Raw genomic sequence first — 15,802 nt, 5'->3', positions numbered from 1 at the left:
ACGGCATCACCTGTACACCGTCCAGGTGTCCTGGACACCGTACAGGCAACTCCTGGACGATGTACAGGCGACACGGGCGGACACCGACCGAGACCTGGCCGAGGGGACGCGGCCGCCGGCCGTGCGGGCGGCGGTCACTACGCTGACCTCGATGAGCAACAGCCGCACCGACGTCCTCCGCGCAGCCCGCGACATCCTCCGCGAGCACAGCCTGGCCGACCTGTCGATGCGCCGCCTGGCCGCCGAGCTCGGGGTCAGCCCCAACGCCCTGTACTGGCACTTCCCCAACAAGCAGACGCTGCTCGCCGCGCTCGCCGACGACATCCTCGGCGCGGTGGCGATCCCGCCCGCCGACCTGCCCTGGGACGAACGACTGAACCTGCTGGCCACCGGTATGCGCGCGGCGCTGCTCGACGTGCCCGACAGCGCCGAGGTCGTCTCGTCGAGCTGGGCCAGCGGGCTGTCCACGAAGGCCATCGCCGCCGACATCGCCGCCGCCGCGCACACCGGCGGGCTGTCCCTCCGCGACGCCGAGGCGGTGAGCACCGCGATCTGCCAGCTCGTCATCGGCCTGACCATCGAAGAGCAGACCCGGGCCCAGATGGAGCGACTCGGGGTGATCGGGCCGTCCGGGCGCGACTTCGGCGGCGAGTTCGCCGACGGGCTCGAGATCATCCTCGACGGCGCGCGCACCCGCCGCCGCTCGTAGGCCCCCGACCGGCGGTGACCCATCCCACCCGGGTGTCGGGACCGGCGAGTCGGGTTTTCACAGATTCGGCGGGTACATTGCTACCCGGCCGAAACCGTTCCCGACCCGAAAGAGTCCCGCGTGGCATCGACGACCCGAGTAGTGGCGCCGGAGTCGGCCCCCTCGACGCCGACGACGCCTGCCTACCGCACCGACCTCGACGGTCTGCGCGGCATCGCCATCACCCTCGTGGCCTGCTTCCACGTGTGGTTCGGCAAGGTCTCCGGCGGCGTGGACGTCTTCCTCACCCTGTCGGGCTACTTCTTCATCGGGTCACTCCTGCGGCATGCGATCTACGCCCAGAAGCCGCACGTCACCTTCCGCGACACCCTCAACCCGTGGCCGCGGCTCAAGCGACTGCTCCGACGACTCCTGCCGGCGCTGATCACCGTGCTGCTCGCCGTGACGGTGCTGACGGTGCTGATCCTGCCCGACACCCGCTGGGCCAACATCGGCCACGAGATCGTGGCCAGCGCGCTGTACTACCAGAACTGGTACCTCGCCGAGAACTCCCAGGACTACCTGGCCGCAAGCTCGGCGAACAGCCCCCTGCAGCACATCTGGTCGATGTCCATGCAGGGGCAGTTCTTCGTCCTGACGCTGGTCGTCGCGCTGCTCTTCGCGGGTCTTCTGAAGCTGCTCGCGAAGGCCGTCCGCCCGTTCGCCGATCCGCGCGTGATCAAGGTCCTGGTCTTCGCGGCGGTCCTCGTCGTCGCCCTCGGGTCGTTCTGGTGGGCGCACCGCGGCATGGCGATCAACCAGCCGTACAACTACTACTCGACGATCTCGCGACTGTGGGAGCCGCTCGTCGGCGGTCTGCTCGCGATCTGGCTGCCGTCCCTCAGGGTCCCCAACTGGGTGCGCAACCTCGCCACGGTCGGGGCCCTCGGGCTGATCATCAGCTGCGGCTGGTGGATCGACGGCGTCAACGAGTACCCGGGCCCGATGGCGCTGTTCCCGGTAGGCGCGACGCTGGTGATCATCTGGGCGGGCGCGACCGCGCTGCAGCGGCCCGCCCACGGCGCACACGCCGCGCCCGACGTCATGCCGGTCGCCAACCGCGCGCTGGCCTCCACCTGGCCGGTGTGGCTGGGCACGATCGCCTACTCGCTGTACCTGTGGCACTGGCCGCTGCTCATCTTCTACCTGACCTGGCGCGACAAGAACCACGCGAACTTCATCGAGGGCGTCGGCATCCTCGCGGTGTCCATCGGGCTGGCGTGGCTCACCAAGCGCTACATCGAGGACCCGTTGCGTGAGGGCGACCGCTCGGCGCTGGCGCACGGAGACCGGCAGGGCCGTTCGCGGTGGTTGTCCTACACCTCGGTGGTGACCGCGATCCTCGTCGCGGGAACGGTCGTCGCGGGTGTCGGGATCAAGCTGTGGGAGCGGCACGTCGACAACATCGTCGTCGACACCAAGAATCTCGACCCGCGCCTCTACCCCGGCGCCCGGGCCCTCCTCGAGGGGTGGCCCGTGCCGGCCGTGGACCCGCAGCCGTCGGCGCTCGAGGTGATCCAGGACTTCCCCGAGACGTCCACCGACGGCTTCATGAGCGACTTCACCGACAACGAGATCCACGTCGGCGTCTACGGCGATCCCAACGCGACGCGCACGATCGCCCTCGCCGGCGGCTCACACGCCGAGATGTGGATCTCGGCGCTCGACACCCTCGGCAAGCGCAACGGCTTCAAGGTCAAGACGTACCTGAAGATGGGCTGCCCGTTGTCGACGAACAAGGTCCCCAAGCAGCGCGGGGTGCCCTACCCCGAGTGCTACGACTGGGGTCAGCGCGTCATCGAGGAGATCATCGCCGACAAGCCCGACGCGGTCTTCACCAACTCGACGCGCCCGCGCGACTACAAGCCGGGTGACTGGGTTCCGCCGGACTACGTCCCGATCTTCGACCGGTTCCTCGACGCCGGGATCCCGGTGTTCGGCATGCGGGACACCCCGTGGCCGAAGAACGCCAAGGGGACGATCGACACGCCCATCTGCCTCGCCGACGGTGGCGACGCGGAGAGCTGCGGCTCCCGGCGCGCGGCCGTCCTGGCACCCGAGGACCCCGCTCTCGAACTGGCCGCGACCCGACCGGACTTCCACCCGCTGGACATGTCCAAGGGCATCTGCACCGACGATTTCTGTCCGGCCATCGTCGGCAACATCACCGTCTACAAGGACCCGCACCACCTGAGCGCGACCTTCGTCCGCAGCCTCATCGACGAGCTGGGGCGCCAGATGGCGCTCGCCATCCCGTGGGCCGGCCCCGACGTACCCTGACCTGCCCATTCACCACCGCACACAATCCTTGCGGCCGTAACGCGGACTGCCGCGGGGCAAATCTCTCCGAGATGACCGCCCGGCCCGACCCGACTAGGGTCGGTGCATGACGTCGTCAGGAAGCCGGGCATGACCGTATCGCCGACCCCGGAGCAGCAGGCGCCGGACTCCGATGATCCCGGCGCGGGCGCCCCGTCACCAGGAGGCTCCTCATCCGGTGACACCGTGGCGGGCGACACCGCCGCCGGTGGCACCGTGGCGCCCGCGGTGCCGATGCCGGACGACCCGATCCAGGCCGACGCCCTGGTCGAACCCGAGCCGGCGCCGATACCGGTCTGGCCGGGCACGCCGTATCCGCTCGGCGCCACCTACGACGGCGCCGGCACCAACTTCTCGCTGTTCTCCGAGGTCGCCGAGGCCGTCGAGCTCTGCTTGATCGACCGGGACGGCAAGGAACGCCGCATCCGCCTCGACGAGGTCGACGGCTACTGCTGGCACTGCTACCTGCCCAACATCGGGCCCGGACAGTTCTACGGGTACCGCGTGTACGGCCCCTACGATCCCTCGCGCGGACTGCGATGCGATCCGAGCAAGCTGCTCCTCGACCCGTACGGCAAGGCCTTCTACGGCGACTTCGACGGCGACGCCGCGCTGTTCTCCTATCGCCTGCCGGATGCCGGGGCAGACGAGGTCGCAGGCGACGGGTCCCCCGATTCCGGGGACGCCGCCGGGGCGTCGGCCGCGCCGGATCAGGCCGAGGGCGCCTCGCCGGAGTCCACCGGCGTGGACGGGTCCCCTGACGCGACCGCGGATGCCGAGGGAGCAGAGAGCGCAGACGAGCCCGAGGACTCCGGGGAACCCGCGGCCGGGCCGGAGCCGGACCAGGCACCCCACGACTCCCCGCCGGTCGCCGGATCGTCGGACGACCTGCCGGGACTCGACTCGCTCGGGCACACCATGGTGTCGGTGGTCATCAACCCCTACTTCGACTGGCAGAACGACCGCTCCCCGAACCGCCCGTACCACAAGACGGTCATCTACGAGGCCCACGTCAAGGGCATGACCATGACGCATCCCGCTGTGCCCGAGCACCTCCGGGGCACCTACGCCGGGCTTTGCCACCCGGTGATCATCGAACACCTGAAGTCGCTGGGCGTCACCGCCATCGAGCTGATGCCGGTCCACCAGTTCATGCAGGACTTCGTGCTCCGCGACCAGGGCCTGCGAAACTACTGGGGCTACAACACCTTCGGGTTCTTCGCGCCGCACATCGAGTACTCGTCGAACCCCGACCAGCCGGCCAGCGCGGTGACCGAGTTCAAGGCCATGGTGCGCGAGTTCCACAACGCCGGCATCGAGGTGATCCTCGACGTGGTCTACAACCACACCGCCGAGGGCAATCACCTCGGCCCGACCGTGTGCTTCCGGGGCATCGACAACGCCGCGTACTACCGCCTCGTCGACGACGATCCCGCCATGTACATGGACTACACCGGCACCGGCAACAGCCTCAACGGCCGGCATCCGCACACCCTGCAGCTGATCATGGACTCGCTGCGGTACTGGATTCTCGAGATGCACGTCGACGGCTTCCGCTTCGACCTCGCCTCCACCCTGGCCCGCGAGTTGCACGACGTGGACCGCCTCTCGGCGTTCTTCGATCTGGTGCAACAGGACCCGGTGGTCAGCCAGGTCAAGCTCATCGCCGAACCGTGGGACATCGGCGAGGGCGGCTACCAGGTCGGCAACTTCCCTCCCCTCTGGACCGAGTGGAACGGCAAGTACCGCGACACCGTCCGCGACTACTGGCGCGGCGAGCCGGCGACGCTGGGCGAGTTCGCCTCCCGCCTCACCGGGTCGTCGGATCTCTACGAGGCGACCGGGCGCCGGCCGCTGGCCAGCATCAACTTCGTCACCGCCCACGACGGGTTCACGCTGCGCGACCTGGTGTCCTACAACGAGAAGCACAACGAGGCCAACGGCGAGGACAACCGGGACGGCGAGAGCCACAACCGATCCTGGAACTGCGGGGTCGAGGGCCCCACCGACGATCCCGAGATCAACGAGCTGCGCGCCCGCCAGCAACGCAACATCCTGGCCACGCTGTTCCTGTCGCAGGGCACCCCGATGCTGGCGCACGGCGACGAGATCGGCCGGACCCAGCACGGCAACAACAACGTCTACTGCCAGGACAACGAACTGTCCTGGATGGACTGGTCCCTCGCCGAGGAGAACGCCGACCTGCTCGAGTTCACCCGCACGGCGATCGCGTTGCGCACCGCGCACCCGGTGTTCCGGCGGCGTCGCTTCTTCGCGGGCAAGCCCATTCGCTGGGGTACCCAGGCCCTCGACATCGCCTGGCTCACCCCCGCCGGGGTCGAGATGACCACGGCGGACTGGGACAGCGGATTCGGCAAGAGCCTGGCCGTGTTCCTCAACGGCCACGGTCTCGAGGAGAAGGACGAGCGGGGCGAACGGGTGGTCGACGACTCGTTCTTCATCTGCTTCAACGCCCACTATGAGCCGATCGACTTCACCCTCCCGCCCGATTCCTACGGCCTGGAATGGGTCGGCGAACTCGACACCACGTGTCCCACGGGCGATTCGGAGCTGACCGCGTCCGCGGGCGACACCGTGACGGTCGGCGGCCGGGCCGTCCTCGTCCTGCGGAAGACCACGTAGGCCCATGGGCACCCGACCGGGGCGGCCGGAACCGCGCGCGACCTACCGCTTCCAGGTGAACGCCGACTTCACCTTCGCCGACGTCGTCTCCACCCTGGACCATCTCGTCGAGCTCGGGGTCAGTCACGTGTACCTGTCCCCCATCGGCACCGCCGCCACCGGCTCCACGCACGGCTACGACTGGCTGCCACCGCCGACGGTCTCCGACATCCTCGGCGGGCTCGACGGCCTGCGCGAATTGCGCAGGGCCGCAACCGAACGCGGGCTCGGACTCATCATCGACATCGTGCCCAACCACACCGGCGTCGCCGACGCGCTCGCCAACCCGTGGTTCGCCGACCTGCTGCGCCACGGACCGCATTCGCAGTACGCGTCGTTCTTCGACGTGGACTTCTCCGCGGACAACGGCGCCGGCGGCAGGATCGCCCTGCCCGTCGTCGCGGCCGACGGCGACCTGGGTCCGCTCACGATCGACCGGCACGGCAACCTGCGCTACTACGACCACTCCTTCCCCGTCGCCCCGGGCACCGGGGACGGCACCCCCGCGGAAATCCATGCGCGCCAGCACTACAAGCTCGTGCCCTGGAACAGCGGCCTGATCGGGTACCGCCGCTTCTTCACCGTCAACGAACTCGCCGCACTCCGCCAGGAGGACCCGGTCGTCTACGACGCCACGCACCAGTGGCTGCGGGATCTGGCCGCCGAGGACCTGATCGACGGTGTTCGCGTCGATCATCCGGACGGCCTGTGGGACCCGCAGCACTATCTGCAGCGGCTGCGCTCCGACATGGGTGACGACCGATTGATCTACATCGAGAAGATCCTCGCGCCCGACGAACCGCTCGAACCGAGCCTGCCGGTCGAGGGCACCACCGGGTACGACCAGATGCGCGTCATCGACGGCCTCTTCGTCGCCCCCTCGGGGGTCGTCCAGCTGACCGAGCTGCACGAGCACCTCACCGGCGAGACCGGCGACGGGCGCTGGATCGAGGCGATGGAGCACCGGCAGAAGCTGACCACGCTGCGCGAATCCTTCCCCACCGAGCTCCGGCGACTCGTCCGCACCATCACCCACGCCGATCCCGCCGCCGACTCCGAGGCGATCGCCGAGGCGTGCGGGGAGCTCATCGCCGCACTCGGGGTCTACCGCGCCGACTATCCGTCGCTGCGGTCACGGTTGGAGACGGCCGCGGTGAAGATCGCCGCGGAGCGGCCGGAGCTGACGCGGGCGCTCGGCGCCGTCGTCCGAGCGACGCGCAGTCCGGGCGCCGCGAGTTCGCGACTCGCGCAGACCTGCGGCGCCGTCACCGCGAAAAGCGTCGAGGACAGCCTCTTCTACCGCACCGCGCGCCTGGTGTCCGCTCAGGAGGTGGGCGGCGACCCGGCGAATCCCGCGTTGTCGGTGGCCGACTTCCACGAGCACAACGAGGCGCGAGCCCGCCTGTGGCCGCTGGCGATGACCGCGACCTCCACACACGACACCAAACGCGGCGAGGACGTCCGCGCCCGGATCGCCCTGCTCTCGCAGGTCCCCGAGCGGTGGTCGCTGCTCATCGAGAAGGTGTGGCTGAACACCGAGATCCCCGACGGCCTGACCGCATACTTCCTGCTGCAGAACATCTTCGGGGTCTGGCCGACGGACGGTATCGTCACCGACGAGCTGCGCACCCGCCTGGTCGAATACGCGCGCAAGGCGTGCCGCGAGGCCGGGCTGCACACCTCCTGGACCGAGATCGACGAGGAGTTCGAGGTCTCGGTCGAACGCTGGATCGACGAAGTCACCACCACCCCGGTCGCGGCCGCCGTCACCGAGCTGGTCCGCCGCGTCACCCCTGCGTGGGAACAAGAAGCCCTGGCGCGCAAGGCGATCGCCATCCTCGGACCAGGTGTCCCCGACATCTACCAGGGCACCGAGTGGTGGGAGGACTCCCTCGTCGATCCCGACAACCGGCGGCCGGTCGACTTCAGCCGCCCGCCGGACCACCCGAAGACCGCGATGGTCCGGAACGCCCTGCGTGTGCGGGCCGAGCATCCCGAGGCCTTCGGCCCGTCCGGCACCTACACCGGCCTACCCGTCGACGGCGCCGCACACGACCACGGCGTCGCCTTCGCCCGCGGCACCGGCGAGTGCGCGTCGGTCGTGGTCATCACCGCGCGCTTCACCCACAGCCTGGACCCGGTCTCCGCGGCGGCGACGACGATCGAGCTGCCGGCCGGCCGGTGGCGCGACGTGCGCGGCGGGGCCATCCACGAGGGAACCGTCGATCTGCACACCGCGCGCGCCGGACATCCGGTGGCGATCCTGGTGCGGGACTGAACGGTCCGCCGACAGCTCGACGGACACAAGAAATCCGGCTGCGTTTGTCCCGGGATTCGGGGCCGGCGCAACCGGATCTCTTCGCGCCTGGTCCTAGCCTCCCGGCTGCGGCGCTGGGGCCGGCTGGTTCTGCTGCGGCGCACCACCGCCGGGGAGCGACTGCGACGGGTCGATCTGGCCGCTCGGGGCGCCGGGCGGGCCGTCGACCTTGGACACCAGCCACTTGCCGTCTTCCTTGGCCAGGTCGAGTCGGAACACCATGAGACTGGTCCCGCCGGTCGGCAGTTTCACGCTGCGGCCGGTGACCTCGGCCATCACCACCGTCTTGGCGGTGTCGGTGCTGACCGTCTCCACCGCGACGACGTTGATCTTCGAGGTCACCTCGATCTTGAGCGCCTCGACGTTCTGCTCGGTGTCGTCGCGCTCCTGCTCCAGCCGCTTGCGCAGCTCGCCGGTCGAGAGTGGTCCGAGCAGCTCCTTGGAGTTTCCGGCGTTCTCGGCGTTGAGCGTCGTCACCAGCTTGCCGACGAAGTCGGCGGACGCGGTCTTCGCGTCGGCGAACGCGTCGGCCTCGCGCTGCAGTGTGAAGGTCCGCCAGCCGAGGAACCCGACGGCGGCGATCAGCGCGATCACCAGCAGCGCCCCGACGGCGCGCCGGATGCCGCGTGCGGTGATGGTGACCGCGAACTCCTTGTCGCCGGAGGCGGTGTCGTCGGAACCGCGTGACTCCACGGTTCTCGTCGACGACGCCGTGGTCTTCTCGGCGGCGCTCTGCTTCGGCCCCGATGCGGACCGGCGGGCGGTCTTGCCGCGCGGCGCCGCGGGCTTGTCGAGGCTCACCTTCGCGTCGGAGGCGTCCGAGCCGTCCGTGGCCGGAGTCTCCGCGCCGGCCTCGTCGACGCCGCTGTCCGCGGTCACCTCCGGGGTCTCGAGATCGGCGTTCTCTCGGTCGTTTTCATGGTCTGTCATCTACAGGTCACGCAACTTGTCTTCGTCGGGTGTCGAGTCGTCATTTGTCGAGCGGCACCGTGCGCGCGTTCGGGTCGTAGCCCGGCGGCGGTCCGGCGGTGTCGTCGCCCGGCGGTCGTGGTGCGTTGGCCGAGCCGCGGATCTGCTGGTTGGGATCCTCGGTCACACAGTACAGATTGACCGGGACCGCCAATTCGAGGATCTGGGTCGGCCGGCGCGGCGTGACCGGGTAGTTGCAGGCCGGGCGCGGGTACACCGAACCGAAGGCCCACGACGCGCCGTCGTGGAACATGGCGAGGCTCTTGATGCTGGCGTCGCGGATCGACGGCAGCAGCACCGCCAGCGCCGGGGCGCGCAGTGCGCCCTGCTCGGCGATGTCGAGGAACTGCTTCATCACGTTGGTCACCGGATCGGTGAGTTGGTTGATCGATCCGGCGAGGCTCGTCATCTGCGACGGTCCGCGGTCGAGGAGCGTGCGCAGTTCCTTGTCCGCGGCGGCCGCGGCGTTGATCAGGTCACTCAGCGACGAGACGGTGTCGCCGAAGTCGGGCTGGATCTGCGAGGTCGTCTCGAAGATCGTGCCGGCGTTCTTGATCAGGCGCGTGGTCTCCGGCAGCGCGGTGTAGAGCTTGGCGAAGATCGTTCCGCCCGAGTCGAACAGGACCTTGAGGTCGTTGTTGCCGTCGTCGGTGTTCAGCGCGATCCGCAGGTTGTCGACGGCCGACCGCAGCTGCTCGGCGTCGATCTCCTGGATCAGTTCCAGCGAGGACTCGAGCAGATCCGGGAACGGCGTGGTGACCTCGGTCTGCGCCGGACCGATGCGATCGCCGTCTTTCAGGTACGGCCCGTCGTTGGTGGTCGGCTGGAAGTCGACGTACTGCTCGCCCGCCGCGGACAACCCCAGTGCCGCGACCTTGGAATTACGGTTGATCTTGTACCGCGAGTCGATGGAGACCTTCACGGTCACCGACTCAGGTTGCACCTGCAGCGACTCGACGTCGCCGATCTTGGCTCCGCGCAACGTGACACCCGAGGTGTCCTGCAGGCCGCCGGAGATCGGGAAGTCGATGGTCACCGAGTACTTGCTCTCCAGCGGCCGCCAGCTCAGCGCCCCCATCGACAGGTAGGCAAGGCCGACGAACATCACCACGACGAGCGCGATGTTGCCGAACAGCACCGAGTGCTTGCGCAGGAAACCGACCACGCCGCTCATCCGCAGCACCCCCTGGTTCCGGTCAGCCGGGCGAGCAACCGGGCGACGGTCTGTTGGAGCGCCTCCGAACCGCGGTCGATGTCGGACGCCTCGGGAAGCCTGCTCGCCGAGTCGAATCCGACGCCCGGGTTCAGCCAGTAGACCTTCGCCGACAGGGCCGCCGCGCTACCCGGCGTGGACTTGGCCCACTTGGGCACCAGCACGTGCAGGTTGTCGGCGAGCGAGCCCAACGGGCCCGCCGCCTGCCGCAGCCCGGCGAGCACCGTGTTCAGGTGCTCGAGCATCTCGACCAGATCGTCCTGGTCGGTGTCGAGGAAATCGTTGGTCGCCGCGGTGACCGTCTGGGTCTTGTCCAGCGTCGTGAGGATCGACCCGATCTGCGAGTTCAACGACTCCAGGGCGGGACCGAGCTTGTTGATCGACGCCATGATCTGGGCGCGTCCGGCCGCGAGCTCGCCGGTGAAGACCCGGGTGGTCTCCAGCGAGCGGTCCACGCGGCCGGCGTTCTGGTTGAGCTTGCGGATACCGGTCGTCAGTCCGTTGATGGCTCCGCTCAGGTCCGACGGATTCGTCGCGACGGCCTTGCTCAGCTCCGTCAGGACGATGGTCAGCGAGTTGAGCGAACCGCTGTCGACGACACCGGACATGCTGATGAGCAGATCCTCGACGGTGGACGCCGCGGAGGTGGGACCGGTCAGGGTGTCCCCGTTGCCCATGTAGCCATCGGGAGCATCGGGCGGCGGCAGCAGCGCGACGAACACGTCGCCGAGCGGGGTCGCCTGGCGCAGTTCGGCGCCGGTGCCGACCGGCAGGCGCGCGTCCTTGCTGACGTCCATCGTCACCACGGCCTTGTAGTCCTTGGCGCTGATGGTGTCGACCTGCCCGACGTCCATGCCGTTGAGCTTCACCTTCGCCCGGCTCGGCAGGTTCAGGGCGTTGTCGAAGTTCGCGGTGATCCGGATGGATTCCCCGATGCCGCCCGGCGCGGGCAGCGGGATCTGCTCGACGGTGAGCCCGGGCAGCATGCCGCAGCCGGTGAGGCCCATGAGCGCGGCCGTCAGCAGCGCGAGGACGCTCCCCCGGCGCACCCGGGTCCGCCGGGGCGTGGTCTCACGGCGCCCGATGTGCAGGGAATGCCTTGTCGCCGCCCTCATTTGACCAGCTCCCACATGGCCGAGTAGATGCCCAGGTCGGGACCGAAATCCTTCAGCTTGCCCGTGCGGCAGCCGTCCTTCTGCAGGTTGATCGCCTCACAGAACTTGGCGAGCAGCTCGTTGTCCACCAGCGACTTGTCGAGCAGCACCTGGACTCGCCACGCGCCCTGCTCGGCGGAGATCGAGTTGCTCAGGTTCTGGAACAGCAGCGGCGCCACGTCGATCGTCTCGACCACCTGACGCGAGTAGTCGCTCAGGTTCGCGGTCAACGCCGCGAGGCGGTCGAAGGACACCGAGATCGTGTTGGTGTTGCCGCGCAGGAACTCGGTCGTGTTCTGCAGGGTCTGGTTGAGGTTGCGCAGGGTCGCGACCAGACCGGGCGACTGCTGCCCCAGCAGTTCCGACACCTCGTTGACCGACTTCGAGAACGCCGTCATCTTCGGGTAGTTCTTCACCAGTGTGGTGGTCAGTCCCTCGATGGTCTCGATGACGTCGACGAGCGCATCGCTGTTGCCGGATACCACCTCCGACGCCTCGCCCAGCTGCTCGAGGGCGGCACGGATCTCCTCGCCGTTGCCGTCGGCGATCCCCGCGGTGATGTCGATCATGTCGGCCAGCGGGGCCGGGCCGCCCTTCGGTCCCTTCAGCGCGACGACGAGCCCGTCGATGGCGTCGAAGAGTTCCCCGATCGAGACCGGCGCCTTCGTCTCCTGGATGACGCTGCCGTTCTCGAGCTTCGGACCCTCCTGGTAGACGGGGCTCAGCTCGACGTGCCGGGTGGTGACGATCGAGGTGTTCACGATCGCGGCGGTCGCGTCGGCCGGGACCGGGATGTCGGAGTCGATGGTCATGGTGACCTTGACCCGATCGCCCTGCGGCTCCACGGAGGTCACCTGTCCGACCGGCATGCCCAGCACCGAGACGTCGTTGGTCTCGTACAGGCCGGCGACGTTGTCGAAGTAGGCGGTCACCTCGATCGCCTGACCGAACGCGGCCTTCCAGCTGCCCGGGATCATCGAGCATCCCGAGAGTCCGACGACGGCGAGCAGGGCGATGCCCGCCAGCAGCGTCGAGCGACGCAGTTTCGTCATGCTCAGCATCCGTCCACCACCTTGGCAAGGCAGAGCCAGTTGTCCGGGAAGATGCCCCACGGCAGGTAGCTGTTCGCGTAGGGGCCGTCGCCGATCACGTTGTTGGTCAGGCGCGCGGTCACCGGCAGGATCTCCAGCAGCTTGCGGAGATTGTTGCGGTTCTTCTCCAGGCCCTGGGTGATCGTGTTGAGGTTGGCCATGATCGGGGCGAACTGGTTCGCGTTCTCCCCGGCGACCGCGCTGGCCTGTTCGGTCAGCTCGGCGATGCCGTCGAGCAGTCGGGTCACCAGTTGTTCGCGCGCCACGATCTTCTGGGTCAGCTCACGGCCCTGACCGACGATCACGGCGAGCTGTGCCTGGTTGTCGTTGACGATGTTCGTGATCGTCTTGGTGTCCTCGATCAGCTGGTTGAGCTGGTCCTTGCGCTGGGTGATGACCTCCGACATCTGGGTCAGCGCCTCGAAGGTCGGCTTGGTTATCGCCGGGACACCCGACATCTGCGAGTTGAGCTCGTCGATGCTCTCCGCGAGCGTCTTGTCGTCGATGCCGGTGAGGATCGGCGCACCCTCCTCGATCGTCTGGTTCAGGTCGTAGGGCACCGCGGTGTTCTCGATGTGCCCGTCCTTGATGCCCTCGTCCGATCGGCCCAGCGACACATCGACATAGCGCTGACCGAGGAGCGTCGACATCTTGATCTCCGCCGATCCGTCGGACTTGACGTGCACGTCGTCGTCGACCTTCATCGTGACCGCCACGTGGTCGCCGGCGAGCTTGGTCTCGGTGACCTCGCCGACGTCGACGCCGGCGACGCGGACCTTGTCGCCGGGGCGGATGCCACCGGCCTGGGCGAAATCGGCGGTGAGGGTCTGCTTGCCGAGATGCGCCTCGGCGAGCGCGGTCACGCCGAGCAGCAGCGCGACGATGACGACCGCGCCGATGACGCCGGTCCAGACCCGGGAGTTGCTGCGGAAGCTCTTGCGAAACCAGCTCATCGGCACACCACCGAGTGGTTGGTGCCGCCGATCTTGTTGAAGATCCCCGGCGGCAGCAGCACGTCGCCGATCGCGACGTCGAGGTCGCAGGCGTAGATGTTCAGGTAGGCGCCCTCGCCGAGCACCAGCGGGAAGTGCCCGAGGAAGACCGGTGCGTCGACGGCCATCCGGTCGAGCTTCGCGCCGTTGGCGATGAGCGTGTTGGTGGCGATCCGCCCGTTGGTGGCGGCGGCGGCCAGGCTGTCCCGGCTGCGGCTCAGGACGTCGGCGAATCCGCTTGCGGTCCGGCCGATGTCGGTGACGGCGCTGCCGAAGGCCGCCGAGTTCGCGTTGAGGTTCTCGATGAGGTTGCCCATCGATTCGATCACCGTTCCGAACTGGTCGCCCTGACGGGACAGGTCGCGCATCACGGTGCTCAGGTTGTCGATGATCGCGCCGATCACCACGTCGCGGTTGGCGGTGTCCTCGGCGAGCCGGCCGACCTCGGCGACGGTCCTGGTCAGCGCCACCGTGTTGTCGGGGTCGTTGAAGACCTCGATCAGGCCCTGCGACAACGCGTTCACCTGGTCGGCGTCGAGGGTCTCGAACACCGGCTGGAAACCGCCGAGCAACTTGGTGACGTCGTAGGAGTCCTCCGACGGCATCTCCAGCGTCGAGCCCGGCTTCAGCGGCTCGCTCGGCTTGCCGTCGACGAGGGTCAGGTTGAGGTACCGCTGGCCGATCAGGTTCTGGTAGCGGATCGCCGCCCGGGTGTTGGTGTAGACCTGCTGATCGGTCTGCACCTCGAATTCCACCCGGGCACGGTCGCCGTCGAGGTCGATCTTGTCGACGCGGCCGACGCGGACGCCGGCCATGCGGACGTCGTCACCCGTGGCTAGGCCCGAGGCATCGTCGAAGAAGGCGGTGTAGTTGTTCGTCGACCCCGACACCGACCGTTCCAGGGTCGAGAAGATCACATAGGTCACGAGCAACGCGAGAACAGCGAAGATCGAGAAGCCGATCAGCGGTTTGCGGATCGAACCCGAGGCCGAGCTCATCGTCCCCCTCCCTGCCCGGGCGCGGCGGCGTCACTTGCTTCGATGGACTGGACCAGCGGCCCCAGCATGATCGTGTCGGCCGCCGACGGCGTGCGGCGCAGCACCGCGCCGAGAGTCTTGTTGTCCGAATCGGTGGTCACCATGCCGACCGGCCGGTTCCGGCGCATCCCGTCGGACGGGTAGATCTGCAACGGACCCGACATCGTCGGTCCGGTGCCGGTACCGGGCCCCACACATCCCGGTCCGCGCAGCTGCCCGTACGGCCCGCCGTCGTAGACCGGGCAGTTCTGCCGCTTGTACTGCACGAAGGCGCCGAAACTGACGCCGATGTTCAGCTGCACGTGGCCGTTGGTGCCGGTGAAGACCGTCAGCACGCGCGCGGCGAGCTTGTTCAGCGCGACGATCGCCTCCGGCAGCGAGTTCGGTTCCAGCACCGTGGCGCCCAGCATGCGGTTGAGGTCGGAGATCAGGCGCTGGCCGCCGTTGCCGTTGCGCGCGAACATCAGCTGCGTCTGGTCGAGCAGACCCTGGGTGCCCGACAGCAGTGCGGCGAGGTCTCGCTGCTTCTCGGCGAGCGTCACCGACGGGATCACGCTGCGCCCCAGGGCGTCGAGCAGCTCCGGCGCCGACTGGGCGAGGCCGCTCAGCGAGCGGTCGAAGTTGTCGAAGCCCGGCGGGGCGCCGGCCGGGAACTGCGCGTTGATCGAGTCGAAGTAGTTGCGGAGGATGCCCACGAACGAGCCGAACACCGAGCCGCCGCCCTTGAGCGCACCGGCGATGGTCCCGAGCACCTCGGCGAGATCCTCCGGCGGCACCGCGTCGAGCAGGCGGTTCAGCTCGTTCTGCGCGTCCTGCAGCTTGATGGTCTCCAGCGACGTGTCGGCCGGGATGACGGCGCCGTTCGACAGGCGCTCGGTGCCGGGGTCGGCGGGGCGCACCAGCTCGACGGAGTTGACGCCGAACAGGTTCGACGGCACGGTCCGCGCCGTCACCGACGCCGGGATCCCCTCGGCCTGCTTCGGTGTGATGTCGATCTTGACCTGCTTGACGACCTTCGCGGCGTCCTCCCGGCTGTCCTCGTCGACCGAGATCGACTCGACCGACCCGACGATCAGGCCGTTGTAGCGGACGTCGGCGCCGGGGGTCAGGCCGTCGCCGACGTCGACGAGGTCGGCGGTCACGGCGACCGTCTTGGTGAAGTCGCCCTGGTAGCGCATGAACAACAGGACGAAGACCACGAGCAGGACGAGCACGAAGGCGATCCCCCGCAGCACGTACTGCGTCATCGAGGGATTGCGTCCGTCGGTTGCGATGTTCAC

Annotated in this window: 11 protein-coding genes; 4 read left to right on the top strand and 7 right to left on the bottom strand. The window is 68.5% G+C overall.

Annotated features, from left to right (window positions below; genetic code table 11):
• Positions 1-151 precede the first annotated feature (151 nt).
• From GP2_RS00195 to treY, 4 genes are all read left to right on the top strand, one after another.
• Positions 152-709 (top strand): TetR/AcrR family transcriptional regulator, encoded by a 558-nt coding sequence (locus GP2_RS00195; protein WP_040526138.1) that lies wholly within the window; start codon positions 152-154, stop codon positions 707-709.
• 141 nt (positions 710-850) lie between these two features.
• Positions 851-3,028 (top strand): acyltransferase family protein, encoded by a 2,178-nt coding sequence (locus GP2_RS00190; protein WP_040526074.1) that lies wholly within the window; start codon positions 851-853, stop codon positions 3,026-3,028.
• A 273-nt stretch (positions 3,029-3,301) separates the two neighbouring features.
• Positions 3,302-5,710, top strand: a complete 2,409-nt coding sequence (glgX, locus tag GP2_RS00185) for a glycogen debranching protein GlgX (RefSeq protein WP_040526136.1) — start codon at positions 3,302-3,304, stop codon at positions 5,708-5,710.
• Positions 5,711-5,714: 4 nt separating this feature from the next.
• Entirely contained in the window at positions 5,715-8,027 is a 2,313-nt protein-coding gene (gene treY / locus GP2_RS00180; RefSeq protein WP_006898414.1) for a malto-oligosyltrehalose synthase, read from the top strand.
• 93 nt (positions 8,028-8,120) lie between these two features.
• On the opposite strand, the gene GP2_RS00175 is transcribed toward treY, so the two are convergent.
• Genes GP2_RS00175 through GP2_RS00145 form a run of 7 tightly spaced genes read right to left on the bottom strand, consistent with a single transcriptional unit; the run spans position 8,121 to position 15,802 of the window.
• On the bottom strand, positions 8,121-8,996 hold the full coding sequence (locus GP2_RS00175) for a hypothetical protein (protein WP_006898413.1): 876 nt from the start codon (positions 8,994-8,996) through the stop codon (positions 8,121-8,123).
• Positions 8,997-9,036: 40 nt separating this feature from the next.
• Entirely contained in the window at positions 9,037-10,209 is a 1,173-nt protein-coding gene (locus GP2_RS00170) for an MlaD family protein (protein ID WP_040526135.1), read from the bottom strand.
• Complete coding sequence (locus GP2_RS00165; protein ID WP_006898411.1) at positions 10,206-11,363, bottom strand: MlaD family protein; 1,158 nt, start codon at positions 11,361-11,363, stop codon at positions 10,206-10,208. Before GP2_RS00165 ends, GP2_RS00170 begins: the two co-directional genes overlap by 4 nt.
• Positions 11,360-12,463: an MCE family protein gene (locus GP2_RS00160; RefSeq protein ID WP_006898410.1), complete on the bottom strand. Its 1,104-nt coding sequence runs from the start codon at positions 12,461-12,463 to the stop codon at positions 11,360-11,362. The genes GP2_RS00165 and GP2_RS00160 overlap by 4 nt, the downstream gene beginning before the upstream one ends.
• On the bottom strand, positions 12,457-13,446 hold the full coding sequence (locus GP2_RS00155) for an MCE family protein (RefSeq protein ID WP_006898409.1): 990 nt from the start codon (positions 13,444-13,446) through the stop codon (positions 12,457-12,459). Before GP2_RS00155 ends, GP2_RS00160 begins: the two co-directional genes overlap by 7 nt.
• Positions 13,443-14,483, bottom strand: a complete 1,041-nt coding sequence (locus GP2_RS00150) for an MCE family protein (protein ID WP_006898408.1) — start codon at positions 14,481-14,483, stop codon at positions 13,443-13,445. The genes GP2_RS00155 and GP2_RS00150 overlap by 4 nt, the downstream gene beginning before the upstream one ends.
• A complete protein-coding gene (locus tag GP2_RS00145; protein ID WP_006898407.1) occupies positions 14,480-15,802 on the bottom strand; it encodes an MlaD family protein in 1,323 nt (440 codons plus the stop codon). The genes GP2_RS00150 and GP2_RS00145 overlap by 4 nt, the downstream gene beginning before the upstream one ends.

This window comes from Gordonia paraffinivorans NBRC 108238 (assembly GCF_000344155.1).
Lineage (GTDB): Bacteria > Actinomycetota > Actinomycetes > Mycobacteriales > Mycobacteriaceae > Gordonia > Gordonia paraffinivorans.
Note: the sequence above shows the minus strand (reverse complement) of the source record. Positions and strands in the feature narration are given on the sequence as shown.

Excerpts from the sequence above, each read along its gene's own strand:
- GP2_RS00195 (WP_040526138.1), top strand. The coding sequence starts at position 152 with ATGAGCAACAGCCGCACCGACGTCCTCCGCGCAGCCCGCGACATCCTC.
- glgX (WP_040526136.1), top strand. The coding sequence starts at position 3,302 with ATGCCGGACGACCCGATCCAGGCCGACGCCCTGGTCGAACCCGAGCCG.
- treY (WP_006898414.1), top strand. The coding sequence starts at position 5,715 with ATGGGCACCCGACCGGGGCGGCCGGAACCGCGCGCGACCTACCGCTTC.
- GP2_RS00175 (WP_006898413.1), bottom strand. The coding sequence starts at position 8,996 with ATGACAGACCATGAAAACGACCGAGAGAACGCCGATCTCGAGACCCCG.
- GP2_RS00170 (WP_040526135.1), bottom strand. The coding sequence starts at position 10,209 with ATGAGCGGCGTGGTCGGTTTCCTGCGCAAGCACTCGGTGCTGTTCGGC.
- GP2_RS00165 (WP_006898411.1), bottom strand. The coding sequence starts at position 11,363 with ATGAGGGCGGCGACAAGGCATTCCCTGCACATCGGGCGCCGTGAGACC.
- GP2_RS00160 (WP_006898410.1), bottom strand. The coding sequence starts at position 12,463 with ATGCTGAGCATGACGAAACTGCGTCGCTCGACGCTGCTGGCGGGCATC.
- GP2_RS00155 (WP_006898409.1), bottom strand. The coding sequence starts at position 13,446 with ATGAGCTGGTTTCGCAAGAGCTTCCGCAGCAACTCCCGGGTCTGGACC.
- GP2_RS00150 (WP_006898408.1), bottom strand. The coding sequence starts at position 14,483 with ATGAGCTCGGCCTCGGGTTCGATCCGCAAACCGCTGATCGGCTTCTCG.